Here is a 12,620-nt window from a genome sequence, read left to right on the forward strand (position 1 = left end):
GTGGTCAATGCGTTACGCGCGGCCGCGTTTCGGACAAGGAGAAAAACCGATGACAAAAATTGAGGTAAACGCCGCTCCACGGCGTCAGCGTTATGCGCCCTTTCTGCTCACGTTGCTGCTGAGCGTACCCGCCTTCACTGCCCAGGCCGACGACAACAGTCGCATGCTGAATAATCAGCCGCAGCCGCCTGACGTTCGTTTAGGACCGCTGTTTAATGCCGTGCAACAGGCGAAGTTCTATCCCGATCAAAAGACCTTTGCGGATGCGGTGCCGAAATTCGATCCCGCCTCAATTCTTGCCGACTGGCAGATGCAGAAGAAACAGCGCAATTTCGATCTTAAGCGTTTTGTGGATGCCAACTTTACCCTGCCCGCGGCCGGTGACAAATATGTGCCACCAGCCGGACAAAACCTGCGTGACCACATTGATGGCCTGTGGCCGGTGCTGACGCGTACCACCAGCAGCGCCGGTCAGTATGACTCGCTGCTGCCGTTGCCCAAACCCTATGTGGTGCCAGGCGGGCGCTTCCGTGAAGTCTATTACTGGGACAGCTACTTCACCATGCTGGGGCTGGCCGAGAGCGGACACTGGGATAAAGTGCAGGATATGGTGGATAACTTCGCCTCGCTGCTCGACCGCTATGGCCACATTCCCAACGGCAACCGCAGCTACTATCTGAGCCGGTCACAGCCGCCGTTCTTCAGCCTGATGGTCGATCTGCTGGCGACGCACGATAACGGCAAAGCCTATACCCGTTATCTGCCGCAGCTGCAGAAAGAGTATGACTACTGGATGGCAGACAGCGATAAAGTCGCGGCGGGCGCAGCCAGCAAGCGCGTGATTAAGCTGGCGGACGGCAGCCTGCTCAACCGCTACTGGGATGCGCGCGACGTGCCACGTACAGAATCCTGGATGGATGACATTGCCACCGCGCAGAAAGCGCCGCAGCGCAATAAAGCTGAACTCTACCGTGAGCTGCGTTCCGGTGCGGCGTCGGGCTGGGATTTCAGTTCGCGCTGGTTTACCGATGCGCACAACCTGTCGACAATTCGTACCACGCAGCTGGCCCCGGTTGACCTCAACAGCCTGCTGTTCCATCTGGAGCTGACCCTGTCGAAAGGCTATCAGATGAACAAGCAGAGCGATCTGGCGAAGCAGTTTGCCGATCGCGCGGAGAAGCGCCAGGCGGCGATCAACCGCTATCTGTGGGACAGCAAACAGAACTGGTACGCCGATTATGACTGGCAGAAAAAGCAGGTCCATCCTCAGCTGACTGCTGCCGCGCTGTTCCCGCTCTATCTGCAGGTCGCCAGCGATAAGCAGGCTGAAAGCACCGCCAGCGCGGTAGAAAAACAGCTGCTGAAACCTGGCGGTCTGGTGACCACCACCGTAAACAACGGTCAGCAGTGGGATGCACCCAATGGCTGGGCACCGCTGCAGTGGGTCGCTGTGGAAGGTCTGGAGCACTACAACCAGCCGAAACTGGCGAAAGAGGTGGGATTACGCTTCCTGCAAAACGTTCAGAACACCTATGACCGTGAGCATAAGCTGGTGGAGAAATATGTCGTTGATGGCAAAAATCTCGGCGGCGGCGGTGGCGGTGAATATCCGCTGCAGGATGGCTTCGGCTGGACCAACGGCGTCACGCTGAAACTGCTGGATAAGTACTGCCCGAAAGATAAAACCTGTAACAGCGCCCACGATATTCCGCAGGCGTCTGCCTCACAACCTTAATCCACTCTGGATACCTCTGGCCTTGCCGGGGGTATCCCCACTTCATTTCCGCGAATTTTACTTGACCTTCTTTCATCAACAGGCAAAATTGCAGCCAATTTACAAAAGGTAATAATTCTCATTATGATAATGAGATTGCCTATCAAAGCTTTTATTCACCTGCCTGAACCTTTGCCAAGAAAGGAATTTTGATGAAACTGTCATTGTCGCTGAAAGGTTATGTTCGCCTCTGCACCCTGGCGCTGACCGCGCCTGCTCTGAGTTTTGCTGCCGATATGGTGGTGACTGCGCAACCGCAGGAAGATTCGACCTCGCCGACCCAGGGCTATCTGGCGACGACCAGCCAGGGCGCAACCAAAAGCGATCGTCCGCTGATCACCACGCCGCAATCGATTTCCGTGGTTACCCGCCAGCAGATGCAGGATCAGGGCGCACTGACCCTGAATCAGGCGCTGGGCTATAGTTCCGGCGTCTTCACCAACTTTGGGGGTGCCGCGACGCGTTACGACACTATTTCGCTACGCGGCTTCCATGGCGGCGATACCGATAATACCTTCCTCGACGGCATGCGACTGATGAGCGACGGTGGCAGTTACAATGTATTGCAGGTCGATAACGCCTTCCTTGAGCGCATCGACGTGATCAAAGGCCCCTCTTCTGCGCTCTATGGTCAGACGGTGCCGGGCGGACTGGTGAACATGGTCACCAAGCGTCCTCAGTTCAGCGAAGAGGGTCACATCCAGTTGCAGGCGGGCAGCAACGCCACCACCGGCACGATGTTTGACTATACCAATGCCATCAACGATCAGTGGGCGTTTCGCCTGACCGGCGTGACCCGCAACAGCGATACCCAGTACGATCACACCCGCGAAGAGAAATATGCACTGATGCCGCAGCTGATGTGGCAGCCGGACGAAGATACACATCTAATCCTGAAAGCCTATCTGCAGAAGGATCCGTCGGGCGGTTATCACGGTTCGGTACCGGGTGACGGCAGCCTCACCGAACACAACGGCTACAAGCTGAGCAACGGCTTTTATGAGGGCAACAGCGATCTCGATCAGTTCAAGCGTCGCGAGCAGATCTACAGCTTCGATTTCGCCCATCGCTTCAACGACGTCTGGTCATTTTACTCGACCGGCAGCTACAGCCACTCGAATGTCGATCTCGATCAGGTCTATCAGGTTGGCTGGGATGAAAATAATCCCGACCTGCTGAACCGTTCTTACTCCGGTGAGCGCTCGTCGCTCTCTGCCTGGTCCACCGATAACCGCTTACAGGCGGAGTTCGACACCGGTGAACTGGAGCACCGCGTCACCCTGGGTGCCGAGTATCATCGTTACAAAAATGAGATCAGCGCGGCGGGCGGTTCAGCCAGTCAGCTCAATGCCCTGACCGGCGAGCAGGTAGGCGACATGCCGGATTACACCTGGGCCGATAAAACCCGTCGCTACTATCAGACCGGTCTTTATCTGCAGGATGAGATGAAGCTGGATCGCTGGCATCTGGATCTCTCCGGTCGTTATGACCGCATCGTCGCCAATAACAGCGGCAATGAGCGTCGTCAGGATGATCACATCAGCGGACGCGCTGCGCTGCTCTATGCCTTTGACAACGGCATCTCGCCTTATGTGAGCTGGAGCCAGGCAATTACCCCGACCGCGCTCACCGATTCCAACAATAACCTGCTGAAGCCCACCACCGCGGAGCAGTATGAAGCCGGGGTGAAATATCAGCCGGTCGGCACCCGCGATCTCTATAGCGTTGCGGTCTATGACCTGACGCAGAAAGATGTGGCGAACCGGGAAGCACCGACGCCGTTCTTTACCCCTTCGGGCAAAGTGCATTCACAGGGCATTGAGCTGGAAGCGCGTAATCAGTTAACCCCGCGTCTGAGCACCGTGGCGAGCTATACGCTGAATCATCTGCGCTTTAAAGAGTCGGTGGATGGCAACGACGGACATACGCCATATGTCACACCCAACAGCATGGCTGCACTCTGGGGTCACTATCAGTTTGATTACGGTCTGAGTGCGGGTGCGGGCGTGCGTTACATCGGCAAACAGTGGGCGGACAATGAAAACACCACCCGTGTGCCGTCTGTGACGCTGTTTGATGCGTCAGTGCGGGCCGATCTCGGCGTCTGGAACAGCAGCCTGAAAGGTGCCTGGGTGCAGGTCAACGCCAATAATCTGACCGACCGCACCTATGTGGCAGGCTGTTACGGTACGGGCTTCTGCTACTGGGGCGCGGAACGCAGCGTGATGGCGACAGTCGGTTACGACTTCTGATAGCAAAATAAGAGATAAAAAAGGGGACGAATCGCTTCGTCCCCTTTTTCGTTTAAACCTTTACGGTCAACTGCGTACTTTGCGGTAGATGAACAGCACCACGATGGCACCGATAACAGCGACCACGAAACTTCCGAAGTTAAACCCATCGACGCGGCCGAAGCCAAACAGCGTACTGATCCAGCCACCCACTACTGCACCGATAATACCCAGAACGATAGTCAGAATGAAACCGCCACCGTCTTTACCCGGCATAATCCACTTCGCCAGAATACCCGCGATTAAGCCAAAGACGACCCAGGAAATAATACCCATCTGTTGCTCCTTCCTTTTTTGATTAAATCGTGAACGCCTGATTAATCAAGCGGTTTACCGCGATAAGTATAACCAGCTTTTCAAAAAATGCCTGCCTGCTCACAGTTATTATTGATGAATAGCATGCTAAAGCTTTTTTTTGCCGCGCCGATAACCGAGACGAGGCAAAAAAAACAGCATCAATAAAGTAACCCCCCTTGTGGAGCAGGACGTGAAAGAAGCCGACCAGGAACAATATCTAAAACGTGGCACGCTGGCGGTTCTTGGCGTTATGAAAGATCTGCTGCGATTGCAGACGCCATTACTGGTGCGCTTTCCGCGTGGGCAGTTTATCAGCCGGATGCTGGCTGCCGATGAAGATCGCCTGCTGTTTGACCTCGGCAGTAATAATCTGGATAACGATTATGCCCTGACCAGCGACGATCTCAGTATCACTGCGGAAACCTACGGCGCTAAGGTGGAATTCAGCCTCGCCGCGCTGGAAATCGTGGAGTTTGAAGGGTTACCCGCTTTCAGCGCGCCGCTGCCAGACCTGCTGTGGCAGATCCAGCGACGTGAGTTTTTCCGGGTCTGCGCTCCGCTGGAGCCGCAGTTCTGGTGTCATACCGTGTGGCCCGATGGCAGGAAAACGCGCCTGCGTCTGCAGGATCTGTCGCTGGGCGGTATCGGCGTGCTGGTCGATGAAGCGCTGCCGGACGGGTTGCAGGACGGTGACAGCTTCAACCCGTTCCGGGTCGAGCTGGGCGAGTATGGCCATTTTGACGTGCCGGTAAAGCTGCTGAGCATTGGCGAGCGCAGCGTGGTGACCGGCAAAAATGAAACCCGCATCACACCGCGACTGAGCTTTCGTTTTGCCACGCTGAACCCGGCGCAGGAGCGGCAGCTTCAGCAGATTATTTTTGCCCTTGAGCGCCTGGCTCGCGATAAATCGACCCGATTCCAGTAACCGCTTTACGGATGCGCCACACAGGTGGGCCGCATCCAGGCTATGCTTCTTGCTTGTTTTCTTTTAAACCGGAACCCAGCAAGGAGACCCTCCCCAATGGAAAACTGGCTCTCTTCACGTCGTTTTCACTCCCTCTTTTTTAATCAGGAACTCTGGCTAAACAGCGCCATCGTGGTGGTGTCCACGCTGGTGATTTACTGGATATTACGTACTCTGATTCGCTTTATCTCCAACCGGATTGCCCTTTACAGCGAACATCGTCATGTTCGCGCCACTGCGATTCTGGTGGAGATATTGCGCAGTACCAGCCAGACCCTGCTGCTGATCTTTTCGCTGCTGATTGCCCTGAAGTTTGTCGATCTGCCCGCGTCGTGGAGTGTAACCATCGCGCACGGCTGGTTCCTGGCGCTGATTGTGCAGCTCGCTCTGTGGCTCGACTGTGGCATCCGGCTATGGCTGAAAAGTCTGCTGCGTGACCCGCTGCACGTGCGCAACCCGGTCACTACGGTGATCCTCGGGATTCTGCTGCGGGTAGTGGTCTGGATCATGATGTTCCTGGCCATTCTGTCGAACATGGGCATCAACATTACCGCACTGGTCGCCAGTCTCGGGGTCGGGGGTATCGCGATTGCGCTGGCGATTCAGACGGTACTGAGCGATGTGTTTGCGTCGCTGGCGATAGGCTTTGATAAGCCGTTTGAGCATGGCGATTTTATTGTCTTCGGTGACATTGCCGGTTCCATCGAGCATATCGGCCTGAAAACCACCCGACTGCGCAGCCTGAGTGGCGAGCAGATTGTCTGCTCAAATACCATTCTGTTGCAGCAGACGATCCACAACTACAAGCGCATGCAGCAGCGCCGCATCGTCTTTAAGTTTGGTATCAGCTACGCCACGCCGTCAGAGCAGGTCCGGGAGATCAGCCCGCTGGTGAAAGAGATTATCCAGGGCGTTGAGACCACCCGTTTTGACCGTGCCCACTTCCTGGCCTTTGAGGATTCAAAACTGACCTTCGAAGTGGTCTATTTTGTGCTGGATGCGGATTACAACAAGTACATGGATATTCAGCAGGAGATTAACCTGCAGCTGATGGCAGCACTGGAAGAGCGAAATATCCGCTTCGCCTTCCCGATTCGTCAGGTGGAGTTCAGCGGCGGCAATCTGCCACCGGTGGATCTGGTTGCGGTGCAGAATGACGATGACGAGGTGCGCAGAATGGCGCGCTAAATCAGTGCCCGCCTTCCTTTTCAGAAGTGGCGGGCATACAAGCCGGTGCGGGCGGAATCGTGACCGCACCGGCTGCTTCATCCCCTGCATTCAGCCGTTCCGCCTTACCGCTTACTGATGCCGGTAGCAGCTCACGCCGAGATACTCACTGAACGCTTCCTGCAGCACACCAGCCGTGGCAGAGTGGTTCATCGCCACATGATGCTCAAAGCCGTTACTGCAGATCCACGCCAGCAGTGTCTCCAGCTGCGGCACCTGGATCACCGCACGGCAACCTACCGTGTCCAGCGGATCGGTGACCGACATTCCCTCTCCCACATAGGCTTTGATTTCGCCGCTGAAGTCGTCGGTAGAGAGGCGGAAATAGGTCAGATCGCCCTGCTTCATGCGGCCATGCACTGCGCCACAGGTGTTCTCTTTGCCCACGGTGGTGCCGATGATATCCGCCGTGCCCATGGTCGCTGACTCCAGGCTGGCGCTGGCGAAATTACCGCAGTGAAACAGCACACATTTGTCCCGCTCGTCGCCAAAGTTGTTGTTCCAGTCTGCCAGCGAGGCGGGGTTCAGCGAGCAACTGGCGAGCGCATACATCGACAGCGCCCCCATCACATCCACTTCGCAGGCGCTGGGCATCAGCTGGCCCGACATCACGCTCATGATTGAGCAGACGTTAATGCCCAGGTTCTCCTGCAACGACGTCCAGCACTGGATGGCGGTGGTATCGATATCGTTGTCGCTGATCCACTCGCTGATCACCACAAACAGTTTGGCCATGGTCACCAGTTTTTCACCCGGAATCCCCCGCGCATCGGCGTTGGCCTCCAGGATTTCACGCTTCTCTGCCACGCGGATATCGTCATCGCGCAGCCGGTTGGTGCGGGTAAAGATCTCCGATAAATCCAGGGTCTCCACCGCGATACCCATCTTCTCCAGCAGCTTTTCGCTGTAGCGCACGGTGTTGAATCCGGCGGGCCGGGCACCAATCGCCCCGACGCGTACCCGCCGCATAGCATTCACCACCCGACAGAGCTGGCTGAACCGCTGCAGATCCTGCATAAACACGTCGCCGCTCAGGGCGCAGACGTGCTGACGGGTCAGCGTAAACGGGATGCCATATTGCCGCAGGTTGTTGCAGAGTGAAATTTTGCCGCAGAAGCTGTCGCGGCGGGTCGCCAGTCCCATTTTATCCAGATTGTCCTCCTCGGCCTGCACCAGTACCGGCACGTTCAGCCCGGCGAGACGCAGCGCTTCCGCGATGGCTTTTTCATCACCAAAGTTTGGCAGCAACACCACAATGCCGTGAATCGCTTCGCGATGCTGGCGAAACAGCGCGGCGCAGGTTTTCGCCTCCTGACGCGTCTCGACGCCGCCCAGGTTGGTCTGGTTCTCATCCAGCATCACCGTATTAATATTCATCTTTTCAAACAGCGCGACCGCCTGCTGGCGCGCCTCGCCCACCAGATAGCTGGGAAAAAAACCCCGGTTGCCAATAATGACGCCGAAGGTTAACTGCTGAGGAAGTGTTGACATGGCTCTGCTCCGGATAAGGATTAATGTGGCTGATAACGACAGCGTGCAACGGCGTCAATCCAGCCTTTATAGTTTTCCTGCATACGCTGCGCGTGCTCTTCACGCGGCATGATGACGCTGCCGCCCTGCAGCGCCTGCATATCACTGCCCTGCTGCCACCATCCCAGCACTTTGCCTGCCAGCAGTGCCGCGCCCAGCGCGGAGACCTCGGCGGTAGGCACCCGCTGCAACGGCCGCTGTAACACATCCGCCTGTAACTGCATCAGCCAGCTATTTTCGGTGGCGCTGCCATCCACACAGAGCGCCGGAAGCTGCTGGCCGCTGGCCTGCTCCATGGCAAAAAAGACGTCGGCGATTTGCCAGACGATCGACTCCAGCGCCACCCGCGCCAGCACGGCGGGTGTGGCGGCATCCGTCAATCCGCACACCATGCCGCGCGCCTGCAGATCCCACCAGGGCGCGCCCAGGCCAGAGAGCGCCGGGACAAAATAGATGCCCTGATTGTCGTCGCAGCGCTGCGCCATCGCGGTGAGCTCGCGCGGCTCCTGCACGCCGAGCATTCTGCCCAGCCAGGCGGCACCGGAACCGGTGTGGGTGATGTTGCCTTCAAAGGCATAACGCAGCGTGCCGTCATGCCAGGCCACGGTGGTGCTGAGGCCATTTTCCGTCAGCAGCGGCGTCGCCATGGACATCATCAGGGAAGATCCGGTGCCGTAGGTGGCTTTCACCACTTCAGACTCGCCGCGCCGCTGCGCCTGTAAGGCGGCATGAGAGTCGCCGATGCGCGCCAGAATCGGCGTGCCTGGCGCTAAGCCGGGAATATCACTCACCGCGACCACGCCCTGTTCACTGGCTGAGGCGGTGATGCGCGGCAGCGCGGCGCGCGGCAGTTGAAACAGCGTCAGCAGCTCGTCGTCCCAGTCATTAAGATGCAGGCTGTAGAGTTGAGTACGGGAGGCGTTAGCATGATCGGTAATAAATACCTCGCCGGCGCTGAGCTGCCAGCTGAGCCAGCTGTCGACCGTGCCGATACAGAACTCACCCGCCGCCGCCCGCGCCGCGCCGTCAGGAATGGCGGCCAGCATCCCGGTCAGCTTGGCGGCCGGAAACATCGGGTCAACGGCCAGGCCGGTCAAACCGGTGATGCGAGGTGCTTTGCCCGCCTGATGCAGGTCACGACAGAGTGACTCGGATCGTCGATCCTGCCAGCTCACCAGCGGCGTCAGCGGCTTGCCGTCACGCCGCTGCCAGATCAGCACCGACTCGCGCTGATTACTGATCGCCACAGCCGCGACAGGCGCACCACCACAGGCTGCCAGGCAATGGGTAATGGCCTCTTTTACCGCCTGCCAGATCGCCACAGGGTCCTGCTCAGCCAGTCCCGGCTGCGGATGTTGCAGGGTTAAGCTCTGGCTGCCGCGTGCCACCACACGGCCATCACGATCAACCGCAATCGCCTTGGCATTGGTGGTGCCTTCGTCGATCGCCAGAATCAGGGGTCCCACCATGTTTATGCTCCTGCGCAGATGCGCGCTGCACTGTTCACCACGCTACTGGCATCAATGCCATGATGGGCACGGGTAGAGGCGCGATCGCCGGCAATTGCATATTCCCCATCTGCAATGCCGAGCCGCAACAGCGGGATGCCGCAGCCGCCTTCCGCCAGCACTTCGGCCACCAGGCTGCCGACACCGCCATTAACGTTATGCTCCTCTACGGTAATCACCGCTGGGTAGTGATTTAACAGGTTGCGCAGCTGTTGGGTATCACAAGGTCGAATCGATGGAACCGCGATCACACCGGCTGAAATGCCCTGCTCAGCCAGTTGCTCAGCAGCGTGAACCACCTCGTGAACCGTTGAGCCCATCGCCACCAGTGCGATGTCGCTGCCTTCACGCAGCAGGTCGATCGCGCCCGGCCTGAACTGGTAGCTTTCCTCATGCAGCTGCGGCAGATCTTTGCCATCCAGACGGATATAGACCGGCCCGACATGCTCAAGGGCGTAATCGATGATCTGACGGCACTCCAGCGGGCAGGACGGCGCATAGATCTCGATGTTGCCGAAACCGCGCATCACCGCGATGTCATCAATGCTGTGATGCGTGCTGGCTAACGGGCCATAGCTGGTCCCGGCGTTCAGCCCGAACAGTTTGACGTTGGTGTTGTTGTAGCAGACGTCGACTTTTACCTGCTCATTGGCGCGTGACACCAGAAATGGCGCGGCGTTACAGGTCACTGCGACTTTGCCGCCCAGCGCCAGACCGGCCGCCGTGCCCACCAGCGTCTGCTCAGCGATGCCGACGTTAATCAGCCGGTCGGGAAAGGCCTTGATAAAGGGGGCGATTTTGGCCGTCGACGTGGAGTCCGCTACCACCGGCACCAGATCCACACCGCGATTCACCGCGTCGATAAAGGCCGTGACCATGACGCTTGCTAAATGTTGTGCATTACTCATCTTTCAGTTCCTCCAGTGCCAGTGCGATCTCTTCGCCTTTCGGCACCCGGTGATGCCATTCCGCCTTGCTCTGGATAAAGGAGACGCCAAATCCCTTCTCGGTATGCGCCACAATCACCTGCGGTTTGCCGTTCTTCGGCAGGTTTTCAATGGTGTCGACCACCGCCGCCATCTCATTGCCGTTGCATTCGGTGACCTCCAGCCCGAAGGCGCGCCATTTTTCCGGCAGCGGATCGGTGTTCATGATGTCGCGGGTCGCGCCCGCCAGTTGCAGCTTGTTTTTGTCATTGATGATGATCAGGTTGTCGAGGCCGTAATGCGCCGCCACCAGCGCCGCCTCCCAGTTGCTGCCTTCAGCTAGCTCACCATCGCCAGTCACCACAAAGATGCGGCGCGGGCTGTTATCTTTTTTCGCCGCGATAGCAATGCCCACCGCCACCGGCAGACCGTGACCCAGCGCGCCGGTGTTCAGCTCAACACCCGGCGTTTTCTGCCGTACCGGATGGCCGGGCAGATGCGAGTCGGCATGCTGGTAGGTTGCCAGCCAGTCGGTCGGGAAGTAGCCCGCTTCCGCCAGCACGCAGTAATAGCCCCCCACCGCGTGCCCTTTGGACTGGATATAGATGTCACGCTGATCGTCCTCTGTACGATCCGGTGCGCAGTTCAGAATGCGGAAGTAGAGCGCGGTGAGGATCTCTACCTGTGACAGGTCAGCGCCGGTATGACCGCCTGCCGGGCTGCCCGCGTTAAGCTGGATGATGCGGCGGCGGATTGCCCGCGCCCGGCGCTCAAGGTCATCGACCGGAAGATTGAAAGGATTCATACACTACCTCTGAATTTTAAATCGGTTATGAATATATATTCACGTCGGTTAAAAAATTTTGTGCCTGAAAAAAGGGGCTAATAAACTAAACCGCCCTTTGTTCACTACTCTGCCCATTAAACCGGGCAGGCCGTCCGCTGCCAGGAATCACTCAGCGGCACCCGCTGTCCGGTTCAACGCACTTTCCCGTCAGGGTTTTGCCGGTGTCCCCTCCTCGATTAACGCTTTCTGAGCCACCACGGCCGCCTTCTGCTGCATCCGGCTCTGGGTCTGATCGATGATCACCGCGATGATAATCACGATGCCTTTGATCACCATCTGCCAGAATTCACTGACACCCATCATGATCAGGCCATCCGCCAGAAAGCCGATGACGAAGGCACCAATCAGCGTGCCGAGGATGGTGCCGCGTCCGCCCGCCAGCGACGTGCCTCCCAGCACCACGGCGGCAATGGCATTCATCTCAAACGCGGTGCCGTTAGCCGGATGGCTGGCGACCAGTTGCGATGAGACCACGATGCCAGCAATCGCCGCGCAGAATCCCGACAGGGTGTAGACCAGAATTTTTACCTGCCGGGTTTTCACACCCGACAGTTCAGCGGCACGTTCATTGTCTCCGATGGCATAGACCTGACGGCCAAACGGCAGGCGACGGGCGATGTAGGCGATCACCAGCGCCAGCACCACCATCATCCAGATGGCGTAGGGCAGCCCGAGAAAGGTTCCGGCACCGATCCGATCGAAACCGGTGTTGCCCAGCAGCGGATTCCCCTGCAGACCGGGAAAGGTCTCGCCGCCGGAGGTAAGCATCGCCGCGCCGCGCAGGATGTACATGGTGCCGAGGGTGCAGATAAAGGGGGCCACGTTGTAGCGGGTAATGATCCAGCCGTTGCCCGCGCCAATCAGCGCGCCGATCAGCAGCACCACCGGCACAATCACCCAGACGCTGGGAAAAATAGCGATGCCAAACATCGGCAGCACAATGCCTTTGGTAATCAGCCAGCCGGCGATCATGCCGCACAGTCCCAGCGTTGCCCCAATCGACAGGTCAATTCCCGCGGTGATAATGACAAAGGTGATGCCCAGCGCCAGAAAGGCGTTGATGGCGATATGTTTCACCATGATCACCAGGCTGCCGGTGGCGAGAAAGTCCGGCACGGTGATGGCGAAGAAGCCGACGATCAGAATCAGCGCAATAAAAGTGCGCAGCTTCAGAAGCAGCAGCAGAATGCTTTCACGTGAACTGAACGCCTTAGCCGGAAGTGTGGTCAGCGCGACGCTGTCATTGCTTTTCATGC

General features: G+C 57.9%; 10 protein-coding genes. 4 read left to right on the forward strand and 6 right to left on the reverse strand.

All coding sequences use genetic code 11. From position 1 onward, the window contains the following. Positions 1-49 precede the first annotated feature (49 nt). Both treA and NR195_RS05125 read left to right on the forward strand, forming a co-directional pair. Complete coding sequence (treA, locus tag NR195_RS05120; protein ID WP_158149392.1) at positions 50-1,735, forward strand: alpha,alpha-trehalase TreA; 1,686 nt, start codon at positions 50-52, stop codon at positions 1,733-1,735. A gap of 191 nt (positions 1,736-1,926) precedes the next feature. Beyond that, entirely contained in the window at positions 1,927-4,026 is a 2,100-nt protein-coding gene (locus NR195_RS05125) for a TonB-dependent siderophore receptor (protein ID WP_256844203.1), read from the forward strand. Between the two features lie 66 nt (positions 4,027-4,092). On the opposite strand, the gene NR195_RS05130 is transcribed toward NR195_RS05125, so the two are convergent. Then, positions 4,093-4,341 (reverse strand): GlsB/YeaQ/YmgE family stress response membrane protein, encoded by a 249-nt coding sequence (locus NR195_RS05130; RefSeq protein ID WP_010246168.1) that lies wholly within the window; start codon positions 4,339-4,341, stop codon positions 4,093-4,095. A 211-nt stretch (positions 4,342-4,552) separates the two neighbouring features. Here NR195_RS05130 and NR195_RS05135 point away from each other — a divergent pair, with 211 nt between their 5' ends. Together NR195_RS05135 and NR195_RS05140 are read left to right on the forward strand one after the other, a co-directional pair. After that, complete coding sequence (locus tag NR195_RS05135) at positions 4,553-5,287, forward strand: flagellar brake protein (protein WP_031592913.1); 735 nt, start codon at positions 4,553-4,555, stop codon at positions 5,285-5,287. A 96-nt stretch (positions 5,288-5,383) separates the two neighbouring features. After that, a complete protein-coding gene (locus NR195_RS05140) occupies positions 5,384-6,514 on the forward strand; it encodes a mechanosensitive ion channel family protein (RefSeq protein WP_031592912.1) in 1,131 nt (376 codons plus the stop codon). Between the two features lie 111 nt (positions 6,515-6,625). On the opposite strand, the gene NR195_RS05145 is transcribed toward NR195_RS05140, so the two are convergent. The 5 genes from NR195_RS05145 to NR195_RS05165 all read right to left on the reverse strand — a co-directional run bounded on the left by NR195_RS05145 (position 6,626) and on the right by NR195_RS05165 (position 12,618). Beyond that, positions 6,626-8,044, reverse strand: a complete 1,419-nt coding sequence (locus tag NR195_RS05145; RefSeq protein ID WP_250327408.1) for an L-fucose/L-arabinose isomerase family protein — start codon at positions 8,042-8,044, stop codon at positions 6,626-6,628. Positions 8,045-8,064: 20 nt separating this feature from the next. Further along, on the reverse strand, positions 8,065-9,552 hold the full coding sequence (locus NR195_RS05150) for an FGGY family carbohydrate kinase (RefSeq protein ID WP_256844204.1): 1,488 nt from the start codon (positions 9,550-9,552) through the stop codon (positions 8,065-8,067). Positions 9,553-9,554: 2 nt separating this feature from the next. Further along, positions 9,555-10,499 (reverse strand): transketolase family protein, encoded by a 945-nt coding sequence (locus tag NR195_RS05155; protein ID WP_010669881.1) that lies wholly within the window; start codon positions 10,497-10,499, stop codon positions 9,555-9,557. Further along, positions 10,492-11,322 (reverse strand): transketolase, encoded by an 831-nt coding sequence (locus tag NR195_RS05160; RefSeq protein WP_039391653.1) that lies wholly within the window; start codon positions 11,320-11,322, stop codon positions 10,492-10,494. Before NR195_RS05160 ends, NR195_RS05155 begins: the two co-directional genes overlap by 8 nt. A gap of 189 nt (positions 11,323-11,511) precedes the next feature. After that, positions 11,512-12,618, reverse strand: a complete 1,107-nt coding sequence (locus NR195_RS05165; RefSeq protein ID WP_010246189.1) for an ABC transporter permease — start codon at positions 12,616-12,618, stop codon at positions 11,512-11,514. Positions 12,619-12,620 lie beyond the last annotated feature (2 nt).

The sequence above is a fragment of the Pantoea sp. Ft-CA_14 genome, from assembly GCF_024520875.1.
Lineage (GTDB): Bacteria > Pseudomonadota > Gammaproteobacteria > Enterobacterales > Enterobacteriaceae > Pantoea > Pantoea agglomerans.

Coding starts and splice junctions, on each gene's coding strand:
- treA (WP_158149392.1), top strand. CDS start 50: ATGACAAAAATTGAGGTAAACGCCGCTCCACGGCGTCAGCGTTATGCG.
- NR195_RS05125 (WP_256844203.1), top strand. CDS start 1,927: ATGAAACTGTCATTGTCGCTGAAAGGTTATGTTCGCCTCTGCACCCTG.
- NR195_RS05130 (WP_010246168.1), bottom strand. CDS start 4,341: ATGGGTATTATTTCCTGGGTCGTCTTTGGCTTAATCGCGGGTATTCTG.
- NR195_RS05140 (WP_031592912.1), top strand. CDS start 5,384: ATGGAAAACTGGCTCTCTTCACGTCGTTTTCACTCCCTCTTTTTTAAT.
- NR195_RS05145 (WP_250327408.1), bottom strand. CDS start 8,044: ATGTCAACACTTCCTCAGCAGTTAACCTTCGGCGTCATTATTGGCAAC.
- NR195_RS05150 (WP_256844204.1), bottom strand. CDS start 9,552: ATGGTGGGACCCCTGATTCTGGCGATCGACGAAGGCACCACCAATGCC.
- NR195_RS05155 (WP_010669881.1), bottom strand. CDS start 10,499: ATGAGTAATGCACAACATTTAGCAAGCGTCATGGTCACGGCCTTTATC.
- NR195_RS05160 (WP_039391653.1), bottom strand. CDS start 11,322: ATGAATCCTTTCAATCTTCCGGTCGATGACCTTGAGCGCCGGGCGCGG.
- NR195_RS05165 (WP_010246189.1), bottom strand. CDS start 12,618: ATGAAAAGCAATGACAGCGTCGCGCTGACCACACTTCCGGCTAAGGCG.